The organism is Kitasatospora sp. MAA4, from assembly GCF_029893355.1.
Lineage (GTDB): Bacteria > Actinomycetota > Actinomycetes > Streptomycetales > Streptomycetaceae > Kitasatospora.
Window position 1 is genome coordinate 214,188 of record NZ_JARZAI010000003.1, and the last position, 21,475, is coordinate 235,662.

Annotated in this window: 18 protein-coding genes; 11 read left to right on the forward strand and 7 right to left on the reverse strand. The window is 71.0% G+C overall.

Features of this window, described 5'->3' with window-relative positions; genetic code table 11:
• The first annotated feature begins 3 nt into the window (after positions 1 to 3).
• Positions 4 to 753 carry an SDR family oxidoreductase gene (locus P3T37_RS05585; RefSeq protein WP_280722278.1) on the forward strand — a complete coding sequence of 250 codons (750 nt, stop codon included), beginning with the start codon at positions 4 to 6 and terminating at the stop codon, positions 751 to 753.
• 76 nt (positions 754 to 829) lie between these two features.
• Here the strand turns inward: P3T37_RS05585 and P3T37_RS05590 are convergent, their stop codons facing one another.
• Positions 830 to 2,092 carry an ATP-grasp domain-containing protein gene (locus tag P3T37_RS05590; protein WP_280722279.1) on the reverse strand — a complete coding sequence of 421 codons (1,263 nt, stop codon included), beginning with the start codon at positions 2,090 to 2,092 and terminating at the stop codon, positions 830 to 832.
• Between the two features lie 78 nt (positions 2,093 to 2,170).
• A complete protein-coding gene (locus P3T37_RS05595; RefSeq protein ID WP_280722280.1) occupies positions 2,171 to 3,463 on the reverse strand; it encodes a biotin carboxylase in 1,293 nt (430 codons plus the stop codon).
• A 577-nt stretch (positions 3,464 to 4,040) separates the two neighbouring features.
• Here P3T37_RS05595 and P3T37_RS05600 point away from each other — a divergent pair.
• Complete coding sequence (locus tag P3T37_RS05600) at positions 4,041 to 5,345, forward strand: helix-turn-helix transcriptional regulator (protein WP_280722281.1); 1,305 nt, start codon at positions 4,041 to 4,043, stop codon at positions 5,343 to 5,345.
• A gap of 166 nt (positions 5,346 to 5,511) precedes the next feature.
• Entirely contained in the window at positions 5,512 to 6,573 is a 1,062-nt protein-coding gene (gene aroF / locus P3T37_RS05605; protein ID WP_280722282.1) for a 3-deoxy-7-phosphoheptulonate synthase, read from the forward strand.
• A gap of 85 nt (positions 6,574 to 6,658) precedes the next feature.
• Here aroF and larC read toward each other — a convergent pair whose 3' ends face one another.
• A complete protein-coding gene (gene larC, locus P3T37_RS05610) occupies positions 6,659 to 7,903 on the reverse strand; it encodes a nickel pincer cofactor biosynthesis protein LarC (RefSeq protein ID WP_280722283.1) in 1,245 nt (414 codons plus the stop codon).
• On the reverse strand, positions 7,890 to 8,678 hold the full coding sequence (larB, locus tag P3T37_RS05615) for a nickel pincer cofactor biosynthesis protein LarB (protein WP_280722284.1): 789 nt from the start codon (positions 8,676 to 8,678) through the stop codon (positions 7,890 to 7,892). Before larB ends, larC begins: the two co-directional genes overlap by 14 nt.
• Before the next feature lie 53 nt (positions 8,679 to 8,731).
• On the opposite strand from larB, the gene P3T37_RS05620 reads away from it, so the two are divergent.
• Complete coding sequence (locus tag P3T37_RS05620; protein WP_280722285.1) at positions 8,732 to 9,580, forward strand: asparagine synthase-related protein; 849 nt, start codon at positions 8,732 to 8,734, stop codon at positions 9,578 to 9,580.
• A gap of 81 nt (positions 9,581 to 9,661) precedes the next feature.
• On the opposite strand, the gene P3T37_RS05625 is transcribed toward P3T37_RS05620, so the two are convergent.
• On the reverse strand, positions 9,662 to 11,092 hold the full coding sequence (locus P3T37_RS05625; protein WP_280722286.1) for an MATE family efflux transporter: 1,431 nt from the start codon (positions 11,090 to 11,092) through the stop codon (positions 9,662 to 9,664).
• Positions 11,070 to 12,074 carry a zinc-binding dehydrogenase gene (locus P3T37_RS05630; protein WP_280722287.1) on the reverse strand — a complete coding sequence of 335 codons (1,005 nt, stop codon included), beginning with the start codon at positions 12,072 to 12,074 and terminating at the stop codon, positions 11,070 to 11,072. Before P3T37_RS05630 ends, P3T37_RS05625 begins: the two co-directional genes overlap by 23 nt.
• 155 nt (positions 12,075 to 12,229) lie before the next feature.
• Between P3T37_RS05630 and P3T37_RS05635 the strand changes: the two genes are divergently transcribed.
• Positions 12,230 to 12,844 carry a PadR family transcriptional regulator gene (locus P3T37_RS05635; protein ID WP_348533213.1) on the forward strand — a complete coding sequence of 205 codons (615 nt, stop codon included), beginning with the start codon at positions 12,230 to 12,232 and terminating at the stop codon, positions 12,842 to 12,844.
• Here P3T37_RS05635 and P3T37_RS05640 read toward each other — a convergent pair whose 3' ends face one another.
• On the reverse strand, positions 12,845 to 14,161 hold the full coding sequence (locus P3T37_RS05640; RefSeq protein WP_280722478.1) for an amino acid permease: 1,317 nt from the start codon (positions 14,159 to 14,161) through the stop codon (positions 12,845 to 12,847). It lies immediately after the preceding gene.
• A 362-nt stretch (positions 14,162 to 14,523) separates the two neighbouring features.
• Between P3T37_RS05640 and P3T37_RS05645 the strand changes: the two genes are divergently transcribed.
• From P3T37_RS05645 to argJ, 6 genes are all read left to right on the forward strand, one after another.
• Complete coding sequence (locus P3T37_RS05645; protein WP_280722288.1) at positions 14,524 to 15,576, forward strand: SGNH/GDSL hydrolase family protein; 1,053 nt, start codon at positions 14,524 to 14,526, stop codon at positions 15,574 to 15,576.
• 146 nt (positions 15,577 to 15,722) lie between these two features.
• Complete coding sequence (locus P3T37_RS05650) at positions 15,723 to 17,945, forward strand: iron-containing redox enzyme family protein (protein ID WP_280722289.1); 2,223 nt, start codon at positions 15,723 to 15,725, stop codon at positions 17,943 to 17,945.
• Positions 17,946 to 17,991: 46 nt separating this feature from the next.
• A complete protein-coding gene (locus P3T37_RS05655; protein ID WP_280722290.1) occupies positions 17,992 to 19,830 on the forward strand; it encodes a carbamoyltransferase in 1,839 nt (612 codons plus the stop codon).
• Between the two features lie 44 nt (positions 19,831 to 19,874).
• Positions 19,875 to 20,006: a hypothetical protein gene (locus P3T37_RS05660; protein ID WP_280722291.1), complete on the forward strand. Its 132-nt coding sequence runs from the start codon at positions 19,875 to 19,877 to the stop codon at positions 20,004 to 20,006.
• A 74-nt stretch (positions 20,007 to 20,080) separates the two neighbouring features.
• Complete coding sequence (locus tag P3T37_RS05665) at positions 20,081 to 20,236, forward strand: hypothetical protein (RefSeq protein ID WP_280722292.1); 156 nt, start codon at positions 20,081 to 20,083, stop codon at positions 20,234 to 20,236.
• An 82-nt stretch (positions 20,237 to 20,318) separates the two neighbouring features.
• On the forward strand, positions 20,319 to 21,473 hold the full coding sequence (gene argJ / locus P3T37_RS05670) for a bifunctional glutamate N-acetyltransferase/amino-acid acetyltransferase ArgJ (protein WP_280722293.1): 1,155 nt from the start codon (positions 20,319 to 20,321) through the stop codon (positions 21,471 to 21,473).
• Positions 21,474 to 21,475: the final 2 nt, after the last annotated feature.

Genomic DNA, 21,475 nt, shown 5'->3' on the forward strand with positions numbered 1-21,475 from the left:
GGCGTGACCACTGATACCTCTGACACCTCACATGTGCTGATCACCGGTGCCACCGGGGACCTCGGCCGGGCCATCGCCGAGGGCTTCCTGGACCGGGGAGCGCGGCTGGCCCTGCAGTACCGGCGCTCTCCGGAGCCGCTGGCCCCGCTGGTGGCCCGGGCCGAAGCGGCCGGCCGCGAGATCCTGCTGCTCCAGGCCGACCTGACCACTCCCGAGGGGCCGGCCGGCCTGGTCGAGCGGGTGGAGAAGGAGTGGGGCCGGCTGGACGTCCTGGTGAACAACGCCGGCGGCGCGAGCCCCCGATCGTTCGCCGACGTCACCCTCCAGGAGTGGCAGGAGGCGCTGCAGCTCAACCTGACCGCTCCGTTCCTGCTGGTGCAGGCCGCGTTGCCGCTGCTCACGGCCTCGCGGGGAGCGGTGGTCAACATCTCCTCGGTGGCCGCGCTCACCGGCGGTGCCTTCGGTCCGCACTACGCCGCCACCAAGGCCGGTCTGATCGGGCTGACCCGCAGTGCCGCGCGCGAGCTCGGCCCGCTGGGCATCCGGGTCAACGCCCTGGCCCCCGGGCCGGTGGACTCCGCGATGACCGACAAGCTGGCCGGACCGGTCATGGCGGGCATCACGGCAAGCACGGCGCTGCGCCGAGTGGTGCGGCCGCAGGAGATCGCCGACGCGGTGACCTGGCTGGCCGACGCCGCCGGTGCGGTGACCGGGCAGACCCTGGTGGTGGACGGCGGCCGACACTTCCTCTGATCGCGTCACCCGAAAACCGACTGGGCTCGGGAGGATTTCTCCTCCCGAGCCCAGTCGGTTTTCCGCTGTGCGGCCGTCAGTTGGCGTCGGCGGCTTCGAGCTCGTAGAAGCCGGCGCCGTCGAGGTAGCGCACGGTGTTCAGGTCCCGCAGCACGACCTCCTCGACGTCGTGGTGCAGCGTCAGCATGACCGCGTTGCTCAGGTCGTCGATCGTGCGCCGGATCGGCTGTCCAGGCTCGACCAGGATCCGCAGCTCGCGGAAGCTCTCCAGCGCGCGCACCTGGTCCAGCCCGCGGTAGCCCTTGAGGACGCCCTCCACCGGCGAGGCCATCGCCGCCCAGGCGAAGTAGCGCTTGATCACGTACGGCTCGGCCGAACGTGCGTGGAAGCGCTCCGGGTCGAGGTAGGCGTCGACGATCCACTCGACCTGCGACTCGCCCACCGAGAGCCTGGTGAAGGCAGGCAGGTCGCCGCCGGAGATCCGGGCGCCGGCCTCGATCAGGCACGCGCCGTTCGGGGTGAGCTTGATCTCCAGGTGGCCGGGGCCGTGCTGGATCCCGAGGGCGTCCAGCACCTGGAAGGCGTACTCGCAGAGCAGCCGCGCGTCGGACGAGCCGGAGTCGACCAGGGTGTTCTCCACCGCGAGGTCGGTGACGCCGTTGACCGAGAGCCGGCCCGTCCGCCAGATGTCGGTCACATGGTGCACGCCGTCGCGGCTCACGGTGTTGACCATGTACTCGCTGCCGACCAGATACTCCTGGGCGACGACACCCTCGTTGCGCAGCGAGAAGACGTTCTCCCGGCCGAGCAGGGTGCGGAAGGCCTGGACGGCCTGCTCCGGCGTGTCGCAGAAGGACACGCCGTCCCCGGCGGCGCTGCGTACCGGCTTGACCACGATCCGGCCGCCGGTCTCCCGGTGCCAGGCGCGGAGCTGCTCGTCGTCCTCGATCAGCAGCTGCCGGGCGGCCCGCAGGCCGGCCGAGCGGATCTGCTCGATCTGGGTGAACTTGTCCCGGCGTGCCGCGCTGAGCGCCGTCCCGTTGGTGAGCAGCCCGAGGGCTTCGCTCAACCGGTCGGCGAGCTCCACCCCGAGCTCGCCGCCGGGCAGGACCGCTACCGGCTTGTACTCCGCCAGGGCCGCCAGCGTCCGCTCGAAGTCGCCCTCGTGGACGATGTTGTCCACGAACCCGCTGAGATCGAGACCGCCCTGGTAGACCAACGGCACCTCGGCGGTGCTCTGGACCCGGACCGTGCCGTAGCCGGCCTTCTCGAAGGCGGGGGCGAGCTCCTTGGCCGCGGCGTAGGCGTCGACGATGGCGACGTAACCCTGTGTGCTCATTCTGTTGTGCTCTCCTTCCGCGGGCCTGCTGGGACCGCGAGGTGATGTTCCGTCAGTGCTGCTGCTGGTGTGCCTGGTTCAGAGGACGGCGGGACTCAGCGGCTCCGCCGTCACCTTGAAGTCCGTCGCGGTGGCCGTGATCGCCGCCTCCACCTCCGCGGAGCTGTGTCCGCGGAACCGGAAGCGGCCGCCCACGTGCTCGTAGTAGGCATCCGCGAGCGGCAGCACCTCTCCGGCCTGCAGCAGGGACTCCGCGTACGGGCCGGGGTCACGGCCGACCATCGGGGTCACCAGGTCGATCCGGCAGGGGCGTTCGGCGGGGGCGGGTACCAGCAGCCAGCCGGCCACTGCGCCCGCAGCGTCGGCCGCCTCGTCCGGTACGGGGTGCGGTGCCTCGCCGAGCTGGATCCGGAAGGCGGCCTCCATCAGGTCGTAACCGTGGATGTCGCGCCAGAGGAACGGGATCTCGGCGCCGCCGACCCTCGCCCCGGTCTCCAGGAAGGAGCAGGTGATCCCGTCGTCCGTACGCTCGACGAAGACCTCCAGGTGGAAGACCACCGGGTCGGCGGCGAGAGCGCCGATGAAGCGGGAGGCCCACGTGCCGACCGCGGCCACCACGGCCGGGTCGTCCTCCTCCACCGAGCCCAGGACGTCGCCGGTCCGGAAGCCCAGGCAGGTGTTGAGGTACCGGGATGCCCGGAAGACCTCGGTGCGGCCGTCCCGGAACAGGCCGTCCACGTGGTAGATCGGATGCGGGTTCCGGACCTGGACGATCGACGGGCTCCGGGTCTCGAAGTGCACCTCGGCGAGCTCGGCGGGCCCGTCGATGACCACCACACCCTCGCTGGAGCTGCCGATCCTCGGCTTGAGGACGACCGGCCAGCCGTGCTCGCCGGCGAAGGCCATGACCGAGTCAGAGTCCGGTGCGGGTGCGAAGGTCGGCAGGGGCAGGCCCTCGGCGGCGACGGCCTGCGCCATCAGGAGCTTGTCGCGGAACGGCAGCAGCTCCTCGGGCCGCTGGCCGGGGCAGTCCCACTCGACCCGGAGCTCGGCGGCCACCAGGAGGTCGTCCTCCTTGAGCCCGACGACGGCGCTCGGGGCACCGTACCGCTGCGCGAGGGAGGCGACCGCCGACCGTACGACGGCCAGGTCGTCGGTGGCCGGCACCAGGACCACCTCGGCGGCCTTGGCGGGAACTCCGACCTCACCCACCTCGGTGGTGATGTAGGTGACGAAGTATCGGTCGTGATCCAGGTAGTCGAGGTAGTGGGCGTAACTGTCGCGCCATCTGTGGATGACCACGACATGGGGCCTGGCAGGATCGGCCGCAGGGCTGCTGACAGTGACGAAGGTGCTGACGGGGCTTCCCATGGACGCGGGTCCTCCGGCGGACGGCAGGGGGGTCAAAGGAGAGGACCCGGCGTACGAGTCCTCCGTACGCCGGGCGGTGGTCTCCGGGCGGTGAATGAGCGCGCTACGGCGCTTTGACCTGGGAAGAGACCGAGGGAGAGGCTGTTTCAGTTCGGCAGGATCAGCCAGGGCCAGTCGTTCCCGAGGGGGGTGCGGGAAGACCTGACGGAGTTGGACACGAAGCTCATGGCAACCTCTCACGCATTGACTAGAGTTAGTGGTTTCACTCTAGTCAACGCCAGCCCGGGATGACAATAGTCAACATGGAGCCAGTTGGCATGGGCTGCTCGCAGTGGCCGATGGGCACCGTCCATAGCCGTTACAGTTGCAAATGTCTCTGCCTGTGCCCTATGTGAACAGTTAACTGATGCGTATGCTTCGGTTGCGTGTCTCACAACAAGAGGGCGCATCCCTCGTAACACGCTCTGGCGCGTGGTCGTCCTATCATTGGCTTCGCGCACGTGGGGTAAACCTCAGCTGTTGACAGCAGTCAGGTATGGAGCGCTCCGGATCACAACCTGTACTAAAGGAGGCCCCAGTGAAGGCCCTGAAGCTCCAGCAACCCGAGTTCGGCATCAAGCTGAGAGAGTTGCGCTGCGAGCGTGGACTCTCTCAACGGGACCTGGCCGGCGGAGTTGTGACAGCGAGTTACATCTCGCTCGTGGAGTCGGGGGCCCGGATGCCGGCCCTGGATGTCCTGATGCATCTGGCCAGAGTCCTCGGAGTCCAGTTCCAGGATTTGACCGGCAGCGAGCTCCCCGGCGGGCCGCTCCTCGGCGAGAGCCTGGCCGAGCCGGCCGCGGAGGAGCCCGAGATCCGGGCGGACGCCGCCTCTCGGCTCATCCTGGCGCGCAACTCCATGAGCGCCGGCGCTCTGGACACCGCCCGGGAGGAGCTGGAGCGCCTCTACGTCAATCCCGACGCCTCCCCGTCGACCTGGGAGCGGCTGAACGTCGGCTTCGCCCTCTGCGAGGTGCTGACCACCCTCGGCGCCAACGAGGAGCGCCACCGCCTGGCGGTCGAGCTCGTCGAGCTCGCGGACGGGACCGACCGGGAGAGCACCCGGTTCAAGGCGCTGGTCGACCTGGCCGGCGCGGCCCGCGACAGCGGCCGGCTCACCGCCGCCTACCAGGCGACGGAGAAGGCCCAGGGCCTGCTGGCCAAGAGCGGCTTCACGGGCACCACCGAGCACGTGCGCATGCTCGGGGTGCGGCTGTCCGTGGTCTGCGAGCTCAACCGGGACACCCAGATCGACCCGCTCGTGAACGAGATGCTCGACACTGCCGAGCAGGCCGGCGTCCCGGCGATCGTGGGCTCCGCGCACTGGGCGGCGGCCACCGCCTACTCCCGCGGCGACCAGCCGATGAAGGCCGTCAACCACCTGCTGGAGGCCCGGCGGATACTGAGCGGCCTGGACCTGCCGGTCAGGCAGTGGTTGCGGTTCTGTACCGCCACCGCGTCGATCCTGGTCGACCTGGAGGTCGAGCTGCCCACGGCGCGGACCTATCTGGACGTGGCCTACTCCATCGTGGAGGTGTCCCCGGGCGCCAACCGGCCGCTGGTGGACAGCATCCAGGCCAGGTACCTGCTGGCCGTCGGCGACGCCGCCGGCGCGGAGGAGCAGTGCCGGTCGGTGGTGGAGAACGGCGCGCCGTTGGTCGCGATGGATCGGGCGCGGCTGTACGCGGCCTGGGGCAAGGCCCTTGGCCGCCTGGGACGGGCCGCGGAAGCGGTGGAGCAGCTGCGCCAGTCCGCGCTGCTGTACGAGGAGATCGGCGCACTGCGGCCCGCTCTGCAGAGCTGGCGCGCGATCAACGAGCTGGACCTCAAGTCCGGGTCCTGAGGGGTCGTTGGGGCCGGAGCCAAATAATAACTCCAGGCCACCTCGAAGGAAACTATTGTCAAGTGGGCCTGTGACCAACTTTACTACTGTTAAGAAAGGGGTGTGGCGACAGCTTCCCCGGAGGCTGCCGTGCTGACTCCTGTCCATAGCCACAGATGGAGACGCAATGCTGGTGATCTTCAATGAGACGGACGAGGGTCTGGTCCTCGACCTGCTGGCCCGCCACACGGAGGCTCAGCGATCCGCCACTACGTGTCGGATCGGCGCTCGGGTCGTCGCCCATCTGCCGCAGGCCGACGCCGCCCTCGCCGGGCGGCTCCGGTCCCTCGGCCAGGTGGAGCGAGTCATCACGACCCACGCCGAGTGGCCACTGACCGCACGGGAGGCGGCGGAGGAGGACACCGTCGTCCAGATCGGTTCCGGTGCCTCGATCGGCAGCGGCGACTTCGCCCTGATCGCCGGCCCGTGCGCGGTGGAGACCCCGGAGCAGCTGGCGAGCACCGCCTCGATCGCCCGGGCCGGCGGTGCGGTGGCCCTGCGGGGCGGCGCGTACAAGCCCCGCACGTCGCCCTACGCCTTCCAGGGCCTCGGCCTCACCGGGCTGCGGATGCTCGCCGAGGTCAGGGCCGAGACCGGGCTGCCCGTGGTGACCGAGGTGGTGGACACGAGCACGGTCGACCTGGTCGCCGAGTACGCCGACGTGCTGCAGATCGGCACGCGCAACGCACAGAACTTCAGCCTGCTGGCGGCGGCCGGCAGGACCGGCAAGCCGGTCCTGCTCAAGCGGGGCTTCGGCTGCACGGTGAGCGAGTGGCTCGGCGCCGCCGAGTACATCCTCGCCCAGGGGAACTCGCAGGTGATTCTCTGCGAGCGGGGCATCCGCACCTTCGAGGGGTCCACCCGCTTCACCCTCGACCTCAGCGCGATCCCGGTGGCCAAGAAGCTCAGCCACCTGCCGGTCATCGTCGACCCCAGCCACGGCACCGGCCACCGCCACCTGGTTCGGCCGCTTGCGCTGGCCGCCGCTGCGGTGGGCGCGGACGGACTGCTGCTGGACATCCACACGGACGGCGAGCAGGCCCTCTGCGACGGCAAGCAGGCGTTGAACCCCAGTGAGTGGCTCGAACTGACCGCCACGCTCAGCTCGTTGCTGGGCAGCCTCGACCGGACCCTGCAGCGGCCGAAGCGGCTGGCCGAGGTGGGCCTGCCGGTAGCCAGCGGTGTCTGACTGATCGGAAACGGCCGATGGTGGGGGGCGGACCGCCCCCACCATCGGCCGTTTTTGACCGAGGTCGCGTTTCACGTCCGGGCTCTCAGGCCGTGCTCCGGGAGAGCCGGTACGCGGCGACGGCGGCCTCGCAGACCGCCCGCACCGGCCAGCCGAGCTCGGACGCCACCCGCAGCGCGTCGCTGTACTCCGGCTGCACGGTGACGGCCTCGCCGTCGAGCAGTGCCACCTTCACCGAGAGCTCCCGCTGCCCGTCCTCGGGCCCGACCCGGACCGTCTCGGCGGTCCTCGGCAGCACCGCCCGGTCCCACCGGGACCACCGTGCGCCGAGCGTCGAGGTGTGGCGGTACAGCACGTCGAGTACCGCCGGCCGGACCTCCTCGGCACACAGGGCGGTCACCACCTGACCGGGCCGGCCCGAGCGGGCGAGCGTCGTGGTGGTCCAGCAGTCCCACGCACCGGCGGCCCGCAGGGCGTCCAGGACCGACGGCCAGACCCGCGGGTCCAGATCGTCCACGGTGGCCTCCACCACCAACACCCCTTCGTGGTGCGGACTTTCGGGCGCACCCGCGGTGTCGGCCGTGCCGAGTACGATGCGGGTGATGTTGGGACGGTCCGGGGTGTCACGGGAGCCGCCGCCGCAGCCGGTGGCCCGGACCGTCATGGCCGGCATCGGCCCCTGCCGGGCGAGCACCGCCACCAGTGCGGCGCCGGTCGGCGTGGTGCACTCGCCGCTCAGGCCACCGGCGGTGAGGGTGAGACCGGACAGCCGGGCGAGCTCCAGGACAGCCGGTACCGGTACCGGCAGCAGCCCGTGGGCCGCCCGGACGGAGCCGGAGCCGGCCGCCAGCGGCGAGCAGCTCACCCGGGCCCGATCGGCCAGCAGGCCCAGGCTGTCCAGCGCGGCCGCGCAGCCGATCACGTCGGCGAGCGAGTCGTGCGCCCCCACCTCGTGGAAGTGCACCTGCTCCGCGGTGGTGCCGTGCACGGCACCCTCGGCCTCGGCCAGCAGGGTGAAGACCCGCCGGGCGAAGTCCGCCGCGGCCGGGCTCAGCGCCGCACCGGCCACCAGCTCGAGTACCTCGGCGAGATGACGCTCGTGGTCGGGTACCTCCGGGACGTCGACGATCGCCCGGGTGCAGCTGAAACCACCGCGCCGGGTGGTCTCGGCCCGTACCCGCAGCCCGGAAATGCCGAGCGAGGCGACCGCCTCGGCGACCGGGGCCAGCGGGGCTCCCGCGCCGAGCAGCGCGCCGAGCAGCATGTCCCCGGCCACTCCGGCGGTGCAGTCCAGGTGCGCGACGGCGACCCGCGGTTCAGTGGCCGACATGGGCGGGCCCCTTCCGTGCGGCGGCGGCAGGGCCTGCCGGGTCTGCCGGGTCTGCGGGTACGTCCCGTACGTCTCGTCGGTCTCTGGCGCCGAGGATGCGGGCCGCGTACATCGCCGCGCCGAAGCCGTTGTCGATGTTCACCACGGCGAGACCCGGGCTGCAGGAGGCCAGCATCGCCGCCGCGGCGACCAGGCCGCCGGCGCTCACGCCGTAGCCGACGCTGGTCGGCAGGGCCACCACCGGGGCGGTCACCAGGCCGGCGACGACGCCGGGCAGCGTCCCTTCCATGCCGGCCGCGACCACCAGGCAGTCGGCGGCGCGCAGTTCCGGTAGTCGGTCGAGCAGTCGACTCAGACCCGCCACCCCGACGTCGGTGACCAGGCGGCTGCCGATGCCGAGTGCCTGCAGCGTGGCCAGGCATTCACCTGCCACCGGTAGGTCGGAGGTGCCCGCGGTCACCACCAGGACCTCGCCGAACGGCTCGGGGAGGTCGCCCACCACAACGGTCCTGGCGGCGGTGTCCACGTGCACCCGCTCGCCCGGGAAGCTGTCGGATGCCCGGCGCAGGACCTCGTCCGGGCAGCGGGTGGCCAGAGCGGGTGTCGCGGGGTCGCCGACGCGCATCGCCGCCAGCAGGGCCAGGGTCTGGTCGGGTGTCTTGCCGGCCGCGTAGACGGCCTCGGGGGCCCCGGTCCGGCGCCGGCGGTCGACGTCGAGGCACGCGAACTCGGTGACCTCGGGGGAATGTTGACTATGGGCTGGAATAGTGCTCACTTGAGTTAAGGTATGTGATGACTCTTGTAAACTCAATCCGTATGGAGGTCACAGTGCAACCATCGGAAGCCGAGCTCAGGGCCGCCTCTGGCCGACTCCTCGACGAGTGCCGACGACTGGGTTCGGTCGCGGTCGCCTTCTCCGGCGGGGTCGACTCCTCCCTGGTGCTCGCCGCCGCGCTTCGGGCGCTACCGCCCTCCCGGGTACTGGCCGCGATCGCGGTCTCCCCGAGCCTGTCCGCCAGGGAGCTGGCGGACGCCCGCCGGACCGCCGCCGACCTCGGCGCGGAACTCGCGGAGGTCGGCGTGAACGAGCTGGCCGACCCCGGCTACCGGGCCAACTCCGGCGACCGCTGCTACTTCTGCAAGCGGACGGTGCTCTCGGAGATCGGCGCGCTGGCCGCCGAGCGCGGGCTGGCCGCGGTCGCCACCGGCACCCACGCCGACGACCACCTGTCGCCGCACCGCCCCGGGCTCGCCGCCGCCAGGCAGCTCGCGGTGGTGGAGCCGCTCGCCCTCGCGGGGTTCGGCAAGCCCATGATCCGGGCGCTGTCGGCCGCCTGGGGCCTGCGGGTCGCCGAGAAGCCCGCGGCACCGTGCCTGGCCTCCCGGATCAGCGTCGGCGTACCCGTGACCGCGAGCCGTCTGCACAGCGTGGAGCGTGCCGAGGAGACGGTGCGGGCGGTGCTCGACAGCCGGGGGGTGGCGGTGCACGACCTCAGGGTCAGGCTGCTCGCGGACGGCTTCCGGGTCGAGCTGGACCCGGAAGCCGAGTTCGCCGTCGGATCGAGCGGGGCGCTGCGGGCCCAGCTCTTCGAACGCCTGCGGAGCTCGGGCATGGCAGGCTCGGGGGACCTGGCCGTCTACCGGGCCGAGCTGCCGCTCGCCGCCGCAGTCTCGTAGCGCACCGGTGGTCACACCGCGGGCCGGGCGCCGACTGACCTGTCGGTGCCCGGCCCGTGATGGTTGTTCAACTGACCGGTCTCAGACGTCGGCGGTGGCCGGCGCGGGGATCGGGGCAGGGGCGGCGGTCCGGGCCGGCGCGGGGCAGTACCGGCGGAACAGCGCGTACGAGAGCGTGAACTGCGCCACGGCTCCGAGCACCATCGAGATCCACACGCCGCGGATCCCCAGGGCGGAGATGCTGCTGAGCCCGTACGCGAGCGGGAGTTGGACCACCGAGCCCAGCAGCGCGACCCAGAGCATCGACCTGGCGTGGCCGCCGCTCACGAATACCCCGCCCAGGCTGACCGTGCCGGCGATCGCCAGCAGGTACGGGACGAAGAACCACATCAGGACGGTGCCTTGGTGGACGACCGCGTCGTCGCTGGTGAAGGCGGAGACCAGGGCGCCTCCGGCCACCGCGAGCGCGGCGCCCGCGGCGAGCGCGATGAGGCTCGCCAGGAGCAGCGACTGCCGCCCGATGTCGTGCGCGGCGTTGGGGTGCGAGCCGCCGGTGCGGGCCAGGTGGATGCTGGCGGCCTGCCGCACGGCGTAGAACGCCATCGTGACGAACACCAGGACCTTGATGCCGATGCCGTAGGCCGCCAGCGGCACCTCGCCGAATCCGGCGACCACCACGACCAGGACCATGCCCGCCGCCATCCGGATCACGAAGTCCGCGGAGGCCGGCAGCCCGACCCCGAGGATGCGGGAGATCGCCTGGGACAGGCTCAGGCCGCCCGTGTTCCCCGCGTCGCTCTGCTCGCCGAGACGCTTGCGGTACAGCAGCGTCACGCTGGTGGCGAGCGCGACGCCGCGGCCGATGACCATGGCCAGTGCGGCGCCCTGGACCCCCATTCGGGGCAGCCCGGCGCGGCCGTAGATGAGCAGCGGGTCGAGCACCAGGATCAGCGCGTTGGCGAGGATCGCCATCCGCATCGGGGTGCGGGTGTCGCCCGTCCCCTTGTAGATCCCGTCGATGACGTTCTGCGCGAAGAACACCGCGATGCCGGGGAACGAGATCGCGAAGAACTGGACGGTGAGTCGGAACGCCTCGCCGCCGTCCGAGGTGAAGAGCCCCGCGATGTCCTTCCGGGCCAGGAAGCCGCCGATCGCGACGGCCGGGGCGATCGCCAGCCAGAGCACGCCCACCGCGCGCATGACGGTCCGCAGACCCCCGGTCTCCTTGCGGCCGATCGCGCCGGAGATGAGGACCGTCGTCCCGATGTTGACCATCAGGATCACGCCCAGCAGGACGTTCTCGACGCTCGTCGCGATGGCCACGGCACCGATCGCGGCCTCGTTCAGGCGCGCAACCCAGAGGGTGTCGATGACGCCCGCGACGACGCCGGAGAGCAGTTCGAAGTAGACCGGCCCGGCGAGGCCGAGCAACGTCCTGCGGGTGTCGGCTCCGGTGGGCGGAGCCGGCGGCTCCTGTACTGCTGTCGCGTCATGCAGGGAGTCCTGGGCCATGGCTGACAACCTTTCCGATCGCGTTGTTGCTCTCCATGTGGCTGTGCGCGTCGGCCAGCCGGGAGAAGGGGAAGACCTGGTCGGTCGCCGGGTGCAAGCCTCCGTTCGCGACCCGGTCCAGGAGTTCCTGGAGGGTGCGCACGGCCCAGCTGCCCGAGTTGATCAGGCTGCTGGAGTAGGTGGTCAGGTAGACGCCGGACGGGATGTCCTCCAGCGGCTCGAAGGCGGGAATGGTCCAGGAGTCCGACAGAATCCCGGAGTTGCAGACCCGCCCGCGCGGGGCGGTCGAGCGCAGCGAGTCGAGCAGGGCCTGGCCGCCGACGAGGTCCAGGACGCGGTCGGCGCCGTCGGGCCAGAGCTTGCGCACGCCGGTCGGCAGGTCCACGTCGTCCAGGACGACGTGGTGCGCACCGCCGTGCAGCAGTGCGTCCGCCTTGGCGGGGTTGCGGGTGGTGCAGGCGATCTCCACTCCCAGCTCCCGGGCGAGGGCGAGCGCCGCCATGCCCACCGAGGAGGTGGCCGCCCGGATGAGCAGTCGGTGCCCCGCCTGCGGTTCGAGGGTCTCCAGGGAGCCCTGGGCGGTGAGGTACGACTCGGGTAGGGCCGCCACCACCTCCCAGGGCAGGTCGGTCGTGATCGGCATGAGCTGTGAAGCGGGCAGCAGGGTGTACTCGGCATAGCTGCCGTCGAACGTCCTGCCCATCCCGCCCATCGCTGCGGCCACTTTGGTGCCCACGGGCAGGGCGGCCTCGTACGACTCGGCGACCACCCCGACGCACTCGATGCCGAGGATCCGGGGGAACGTCACCGAGGGGGACCAGCCCCGCCGTGTGAAGAGCTCGGAGCGGTTGAGCCCGAACGCCATGACGCGGACCAGTACCTGGCCCGGACGCGCCTCGGGGCGTGGGACATGACGCAGCCGCAGGACCTCGGGGCCGCCCGGGTGTTCGACCACAGCCGCCTGCATCGTCGGAGCTGCCATCGGTTCTCTCCTCCGCAGTCGGCCGGGTGGTCGTCCCTGCAGCAGAGTAACTCTATTCGTGTGGCTCGGAAAGAGGCACTGGAAGATAGCTCTACTAGAGTTACCTCTTTTCGGCTAACTCTGATCGAGGTAAGATCGGGATCACAGGCCCGCCCATGACCCAGGGGAGCACCGTGCTGACACTGGCCATCCTCGGCTTCCTCGCAGAAGAGCCGATGCACGCCTACGAGCTGCGGAAGCGCATCACCGACCTCACCGGGCACACCCGCCCGCTGAGCGACGGTGCCATGTATCCGGCCATCAAGCGGGCTCGAGACGCGGGATTCGTCGAGCGGAGCGCCGAGAGTGCCGGGCGGGGCCCCACCCGGCAGGTGCTGAGCCTGACCGCCTCCGGGCGGGGGGAGCTGCTCCGCCGGCTCGCCGGGCCGGCGGAGGTCGAGATCACGGACGGCGGGTCCTTCTTCACGTTGCTGGCCTTCCTCGGCCAACTGCCCGACCCCGCCGACCAGGCACGGGTCCTGCAACGGCGGCTGGACTTCCTCACCGCACCGGCGAGCTTCTTCCACCGCTCCGGCACCCCGCTCCGGATCCGGGACATCGAGGACCGGTACCGCAGAGGGATGCTGGTGATGGCCCGGGCCACCAGCCGGGCGGAGCGGGAGTGGCTGGTGGAGACCCTCACCGAGCTGGGACACCCGCCAGCCCAGGCCGTTCCCACGGCAGAGGGCGCGCCCCGGACGGAGGGCGCGCCCCGGCATCGGCCGTCATGATCACTCGGCGGCGGTCGCCCGCCGGGAGAAGTGGCTCCGGACCGCCGCGGCGACCAGTACGGCGGCGGTCAGCAGCCCGGTCCCCACCACCTCCGGTCTGGTGGAGCCGTCGGCCGCCAACAGGACCAGGACGGCCGCCATCGCCGTGAGCGCCAGCAGGGTCACATAGGGGAAGCCCCACATCGGGACGGCCGGACGCTCCGCGTCGCGCTGCATCCGGGCCCGCAGGCGCAGTTGGGACATGCCGACGCTGATCCACACCACCAGCCCGATGGCGCCCACCGAGTCCAGCATCCAGAGGAAGACCGTCTGCGGCCAGATCAGGTTGAGCAGTACGGAGACGAAGCCGAACGCGGCGGAGGCCAGCACCGCGCGGCGCGGCACCCCGCGGCCGGAGACCTTGAGCAGACCGGCCGGCGCCTCGCCGCGTCGGGCCAGCGAGTGGACCATGCGGGAGGCGCTGTAGAGGTTGGCGTTGAGCGCCGACAGTAGGGCCGACAGCACCACGACGTTCATCAGCTGGGCAGCAGCCGGGATCCCGATGTGGTCCAGCACCGCCGTGTACGGGCTCTCGCCGACCTTCAGCTCGTTCCACGGGAGAAGCGCCACGATGAGAGCCATCGAACCGACATAGAACAGCATCAGCCGCCACACGACGCTGCGCATCGAGCGGCTGATCCCGCGCACCGGGTCGTCGGACTCGGCGGCCGCGACGGCGACGATCTCGGCCCCGCCGAAGGAGAAGAGCACCGCGAGTGTCCCGGTCAGCACACCGTGCCAGCCCGCGGGCAGCATTCCGCCGTGCCCGGTGACGTTGGACAGCCCCACGGCGTGCGTCCCGGGCAGCAGCCCGAACAGCGCCAGCGAACCGAGGACCAGGAAGCCGACGACGGCGCCCACCTTGAGCACCGCCAGCCAGAACTCGGCCTCTCCGAAGGCCCCGACGGCGGCGAGGTTGGTGGCGGTGAGCACCGCCATGAAGAGCAGCACCCAGACCCAGGTGGCCACACCCGGGATCCAGGCGTGCACGATTCCGGCGGCGCCGGTGGCCTCGATGGCGAGGACGACCACCAGCAGGCTCCAGTACAGCCAGCCGACGGTGAAGCCGGCCCACGGGCCGAAGGCCCGCTCGGCGTGGAGGGAGAAGGTGCCGGTGGAGGGTGCTGCCGCGGACATCTCGCCGAGCATCCGCATCACCGCCAGCATCAGCAGGCCGGCGAGCACGTAGCTGACGACGATGCCGGGGCCGGCCACGGCGATGCCCGCGCCCGATCCCACGAACAGGCCCGCGCCGATGGCGCCGCCCAGGCCGATCATCGTCAGGTGGCGCTGCTGGAGCCGGTTCTTCTGCGTCCCGCCGTCCAGTGCGCCGAGGTCGAGCGGTGACGGTCTTTCGGCCTGCGGGGACGGGGCGGTGTCGCCGCCCGCTTCGGTGAGGTGGAGAGCCATGTCGAGCCTCTTGGGGGTCGGAGTGGCGGAGGGGTGGGGCCCCTGGGCGGCCGTGGCGCGCCGCTGAGGCTGCCGGATCCCGAGAGGCCCATGACTCCAGTTGACATAACTTTGGTCAACGGAATTTGACCACACGGAGGGTCAGGTAACAACAAATATGACTACAGTTACTATCGACGGGCTTCGCCCCGTCATCCCTCCCAGAACCCAGCTACGCCGAGGAGCCGGCAGTGACCCTCAGACGCCACGTGCTGACGCCGCAGATGGTCCAGCACGAGGACTTCCAGGACCGCGGGGAGACCCGTTGGCTCCCCTATGTCATGTACTTCCACCGAGCCGACTACAGCTCCGAGGTCCTGAACACGGACCGCCTCGGCTTCCGTGTCTCGCACGGTCGGTCGGAATCCGCCTCGGTCGCCGGCCGACAGGTCGAGGGGCCGATCAGCCTGCTGGCCGGCAGCTCGACCGCGTTCGGCGTCGGCAGCACCAGCGACGCCACCGCGATCTCCTCCCGACTCTGGTCGCAGTACGCACCCGCGACGCCTTGGCTGAACTTCGGCGGCCGAGGCTACTGCTCCACACAGGAGGTCCTCCTCTATCTACTGCACCAGCAGATGCTCCCCAGGGTCGAGCAGATCGTGATCCTGTCCGGCCTGAACAACCTCGCGCTGGCCGGCCTCCCGCAGGCGTACCAGGGCGACTACGGCGCCTTCTTCTCCGGCAGCGAGTACCAGAACCAGATGGAGGAGCTGCTGGAGAAGCACCGCAAGTCGCGGCGCTCAGGCCTGGCCCGGCTCCGTGAGCGCCTGACCACGGAGCCCTCCCTGGAGGCCCAGGCAACTCCAGGGCTGGACGAGCGGATCGCCACCGCGGTCGAACGCACTGCCCAGGACCTGGAGCGCTGGCAGCTGCTGGCCGGCGCGGCCGGCACCCGGGTCACTTTCGCCCTGCAGCCGTTCGCCACCTGGGTACGGGACAAGCACACCCCGCAGGAGGACGAGCTGTTCGGGGAGTTGGACCGCGAGGGCTCCGTCTTCTGGGAGCTGTTCGGCGAGGTCGCCCCCATCGAGGTCGGCCGCCGGTACGCCGACGAGCTGTCCGCAGCGTGCGCGAAGCACGGTGTCGAATTCCTCGACCTCAACCCGCTGATGGGAGCGGCCGCGGCCGCCGAGGACTGGCTGTTCGTCGACCGCGCGCACTGCACCGACGAGGGCTACGACCTCGCCGCCAGGCTGCTCGCCTCCGGCCTCAACCTCTTGACGGACCTTCACCCCAAGCCGTAGCGCCCTTCGAAAGGAACTCCCGTGGCTCTGCTTCGCGCGTTCGCCGCTCTCTTCCGCCGTAAGTCGAAGAAGAAGAGTGATCCGTCCATCTACCCGATGTTCTGACACCCCGACCGGGCAGGTCCCATCACAGAACAGGAACACTGATGCGACGCCAGCACTCGGCGGCCGACACCGTCCGAAGTCGAACCGCGAGCGACAGGACGGACGCCCGTACGCTCTACGTCCGCGCGTCGGACCCCGAGGAGCCGTCAACTCTCCTCGCGGGTACGGGCGTCCTGCTGCCTGGAGCGGCGGGGCCGGTAGCGGCCGACGAGGACTCCTCGGCCGCCGAACTGCTGGAGCGGCTGGAGCAGGAGGCCGCTGCCTGGTCGGCCGGCGAGGCCGAGCAGTACCTCGCGCTGGTCGGGCCCGACACCGGCGAGGAGGATCGAGCCGCACTGCTACGCCGCGCGGCGCTGGGCGCGGCGCCGCTGGGCCTCGTCTCGGGGGCCTGGCTGCAGTGGCTGACCAGCCCCGCGAACGCTGACAGCGAGACGGCGCTGCGCATCCTCGCCCTCTACGCCGAGGATCTCGCGGCCGGCCACCCGCGCGCCGACCGGGGCAGTGCCTACTTGGCACTCCTGCACCGGCTGAGGCTCGGCGAACGCGCGGTGCCCGCCGCCCGGCTCGCCCACGACCCCGTGATCGCCGACACGGCGTTTCAGCTGGTCGGCCCCCTGCTGGCGATGAGCCGTCGCCCGGAGGACTTCCGGGAGGAGATCCTCGGTGCGGACCTCTGTCTGCGGGCGGCCGGGCTGCTGCCTCCGCTGGCCCTCGTACGGGAGTTGCTGCCGACGGCGGCCGACTGGTCGGCCGTGGACCCGGGCGCGGCCCGCGGCGACGGTGCCCCGACCGGGCTCGCGCTCAGCCGGGCCGCTGTCGCGGCGGTCCTCGCCGAGTCCGAGTCCGAGTCCGAGGCGCAGTCAGAGGTCGGTCGGCGGCTGGCCACGGGATTCCGCTGGGCGCTCGCCGCTCTGCGGCAGTGGAGCGCGGCCCTGCACGCAGAGCTCGAATCCACCCTGGATCCGGCGTACGACATGGCCGAGTTGCTCCGGGTCAGGGCCCGCGAGGCCGAGCTCTACCACCACGGCTTCGAGCTCGAAGGCCGTCCGCTCAACGACTGGTTCGTCGAGGCCCGCAGCGAGCCGTACGGCCTGCTCCGGGCACTCGCGGCCAGCCGTCTGGTGAAACCGGGGCGCCCGGACCGGAGCCCGCTGCTGCGCGCCCTGATCGCCCAGGACGGCCCGATGTTCCGCATCTTCTCGCCGACGGACGAGGCGGTGATCCGTCGGTGGGTCCGCTCGCTTCCCGCGGCCGGCCGTCCCCCGACGATCAGTCCGGACGCAGCTCCGGACGCAGCTCCGGGGACTGCCCCGGCGGTGGCCGTGGCGGCCGCGGCGGTCCCGCCCGTGCCCGACCAGGAGCCGGGAAGCCTGCGCGAGGCCTACCACCTGCTGCTCAACCGGGCCGACTCGCCCGCGCTGCGCCGCTACGCCGTGGCCTACGTGCGGGGTTGGCTGGCCCGCTCACGGAGCGACTGGCACCTGGCCGAGCACCTGCCCCCCGAACACTGGGACCCGCGCGGGCTTCTCCCCTGGCTGCGGGAGCAGCACGACCGGCACGGCCGTGACTTCGACTCGGCCAGGGACACCCCGTTGCCCGGCCGGGAGGCCCTGATCGACTCGACCGTGCAGCTCGCTCCGCTCACGCTCATCGACGGCAGCTGGCTGCAGGGCTTCACCGACTACACGCATGCCTCCTCCGAGGTGGGCCATCTGCTCTTCTCCACCTACTGGGACGAGTTGGGCAACGGGGAGGCCCGGCTCAACCATCCGCTCATCTACCGCGAGGTGCTCCGCGAAATGGGCGTCGAACTGCCGCCCACCGCCGCCAGGGAGTTCGCCCACTGGCCGGGCTTCCGCGAGGAGGCCTTCGAGCTGCCGGTGTACTGGCTGTGCATCGGCCGCCTGCCCCGCACCTTCCTGCCCGAGGTGCTGGGACTGAACGTCGCCATGGAGCTGTCCGGCGTAGGCGGCGGGTACCGGCAGGCCCGACTCGCCCTGGAGGCGCACGGGTTCAGCACCCACTTCGTGGACATCCACAACACGATCGACAACGTCGCGACCGGCCACTCCGCCTGGGCGGCGGAGGCCGTGGACGCCTACCTGGCCGCCGTACCGGAACTGCTCGGCCCCAGCTCGCGCAGCGAGGTCTGGGAGCGGGTCCGGACAGGCTACCGGTCACTGAACCCGCCCAGCGGACGGCGTGCCCGACGCGCCGCCCGGCGTGCCCAGCGCACGGCCCGAGCCGCTGGGAACACCCCGTGAACGTCCCAGCGGCTCTGCGAAGCCCTACCCGAGGAGGCGCATTCCCGTGTCCGACCTGATCCTGGGCATCTCCGCCTACTACCACGACAGTGCGGTCGCCCTGGTCGACGGCGACACCGTCGTTGCGGCGGCGCAGGAGGAGCGGTTCACCCGCCGCCGGCACGACGCGGCCTTCCCCGCGCAGGCGGTGGAGTACTGCCTGCGGGAGGCCGGCGCGACCCTCAAGGACGTGGCCGCGGTCGCCTACTACGAGGACCCGGCCCTGAAGTTCCGCCGGGTGCTGGCCACTTACGCCGGTGCGGTGCCCTTCGGGGCGGCCTCCTTCCGGGACACCTTCCCGGAGTGGATCCGCCGCAAGCGGCGCGCCGGGGAGTCGGTACGCCGGGAGTTGGCGGGACTCGGGCTCGGCCCGGTGCCCGAGGTGCTGTGCCGGCGCCACCACGAGTCGCACGCCGCCTCGGCCTTCTTCCCCTCCCCGTACGAGTCGGCGGCCGTGCTCTGCATCGACGGGGTGGGGGAGTGGGCGACCACCTCGCTCTGGCACGGGCGCGGGGATCGGCTCGATCCCGTCGCGGAACTGCACTTCCCGCACTCGCTGGGCATGCTCTACTCGGCGTTCACGTACTTCTGCGGCTTCAAGGTCGACTCCGGCGAGTACAAACTGATGGGCCTGGCGCCCTACGGCACACCGCGCTACGCGGATGTGATCCGGGAGAAGCTGATCGACCTCAAGGCGGACGGCTCGTTCCGCCTGGACATGCGGTACTTCGAGTACCTCCGTGGTCAGGTGATGACCGGCCGGGGCTTCGAGAAGCTCTTCGACGGCCCGCGCCGGCTGCCCGAAAGCGCGCTGTCGGAGCGGGAGTTCGACCTGGCAGCCTCTGTGCAGGAGGTCACCGAGGAGGTCGTGCTGCGGCTCGCCCGCGCGGCTCAGCAGTTCACCGGGGAGACCCGCCTCTGCCTGGCCGGCGGCGTGGCGCTCAACTGCGTCGCCAACGGCAGGACGATCCGGGAGGAGATCTTCGAGGGGGTCTGGGTTCAGCCCGCTGCCGGTGACGCGGGTGGCGCGCTGGGAGCCGCCCTGGCGGTCGCGATGGAACGCGGAGCGACCAGGACCCACCTGGGCACGGGCCACGACGCCATGTCCGGGTCGCTGCTCGGTCCGGCGTACCGGGACGAGGAGATCCAGGCCTACCTGGACGACGCGGGCATCCCGTACACCCGGCTCGACCGGGACGCACTGGCGGCGCGGACGGCAGTGGAGTTGGCGCAGGGCAAGGTGGTCGGCTGGTTCCAGGACCGGATGGAGTTCGGGCCGAGGGCCCTGGGCGCCCGGTCCATCCTGGGCGATCCGCGGAACCCCGAGATGCAGTCGGCGATGAACCTCAAGATCAAATTCCGGGAGTCGTTCCGGCCGTTCGCCCCGGCGGTCCTCGATTCGGACGTCGAGGAATACTTCCAACTCAAGCAGGAGAGCCCGTACATGCTGGTGGTCGCGGATATCGCCGACGCGCGGCGGCTCCCCGCCGCCGACGACGCCGGGGACGCCCGGGGGCTCGACCGCCTGAAGGTCCGCCGTTCCACCATCCCGGCCGTCACCCATGTCGACATGTCGGCCAGGGTGCAGACCGTCAGCGAGCACGCCAACCCGGCCTTCCACCGCCTGCTTACCGCGTTCAAGGCCGAGACCGGCTGCCCGGTGCTGGTGAACACCTCGTTCAACGTGCGCGGCGAGCCGATCGTCCGGTCCCCGCAGGAGGCCTACACCTGCTTCATGCGGACTCGGATCGACGTCCTGGTGCTCGGCGGCTTTCTGCTCCTGAAGGACGACCAGCCCGTCTGGGCCGAGGACGGCGACTGGCGCGACGAGATCCCGCTCGACTGACGCCCCACTTCCGACGCCCAACTTCCGAGGAAAGGATCCCACCCATGCTGGGTCTCCTGCTCTACTACCTGTTCGTCGTCCCGGTCGGCTTGATCCTGCGGCTCGTCCGCGACCCGCTGCGACGCCGGCCCGATCCGAGCGCCGAGAGCTACTGGATCACCGCTGCCCGGTCCTGAACCCGGGGGCTCATAATCCCTGGGGACAGCTGGGACAGCTGGGACCGCGTCGGGGCCTCGGGAGGCCCCGACGGGTGTTCAGCGCCCAACTGGCCCGGCTGCAGGCGGAGGTCGTCTTCGGCCGCCTGCTGGAGAGCTTCCCCGACGCGTGCGCCGCCGAGCCCGCGACCCGCCACCCGGGTCTTGGCAACCGCGGTTTCAGCCGGATGCCGGTGACCCTGCTGTCATAGCGGGGCCGAGACGATCCCAGTGATGCATAAGTGTACAGTGATCGGAATCTTCATTCATCATCTGTGCAGGGGGTTGGCAACCGTGGAGACCGTGGCACCGCAGGGCTTTCGCAGCATCACCAGGAACATGGGCCTCAAGGACGTCGACGACGACTTCGCCGTCGTCGTCTCCGAGGTGCCAGCCCGATCGGCGGCGGTGTTCACCCGCTCGCGCTTCGCCGGCCCCAGCGTCGTCCTCAGCCGGGAGGCGGCAGCCCTGCAGCACAGCCGTGGCATGGTCGTGCTCTCGCGCAACGCCAACGTGGCGACCGGCCGGGCCGGGGCGGAGCACGCGGCCGAGGTGCGTCGCACGGTCGCCGAGATCGTCGGGATCGCCCCCGAGGAGCTGGTGATCGGCTCCACCGGAATGATCGGCCGCCCCTACCCGATGGAGAGCATCCGGACGGGTCTGGCCGAGCTGAACTGGCCGTTCCCGGAAGCGGACTGCGCGGCGGCGGCCGCGGCCATCATGACCACCGACACCCGGCCGAAGCACCTCACCGTGCGCTGCGGTGACGCCGTGCTGACCGGTATCGCCAAGGGGGTCGGCATGATCGAGCCGAACATGGCCACCCTGCTGACGTTCTTCTTCACCGACGCGGACATCGCGGCCGACGACCTCGACGCGCTCTTCCGGCGGGTGATGGACCGGACGTTCAACGCGCTGAGCATCGACACCGACACCTCGACCAGCGACACCGCGGCGATCTTCGCCAACGGCCTGGCCGGCCCGGTCGACCCGGTCGCCTTCGAGCAGGCGCTGTACACCTGCGCCCTGCACCTCGTACGGGAGATCGCCTCGGACGGCGAGGGCGCGAGCAAGCTGATCGAGGTGCACGTCATCGGCGCCCGGGACGACGCCCAGGCCAAGCGGGTCGGCAAGAGCGTGGTCAACTCCCCGCTGGTCAAGACCGCCGTGCACGGAGCCGACCCGAACTGGGGCCGGATCGCGATGGCGATCGGCAAGCTCGACGACGAGAGCGACATCGACCCGCACGCCGTCCGCATCCAGTACGACGATCTGCTCATGCACCCCGAAGAGCCGAGCGACGCCCTGCTGGAGCGCGCCAGGGCGTACCTCAAGGGCGACCAGGTGGTGATCCGGATCGATCTCGGCATCGCCGAGGGGGAGTTCACCGTCTACGGCTGCGATCTCACCGAGGGCTACGTCCGGATCAACGCCGACTACAGCTCCTGACA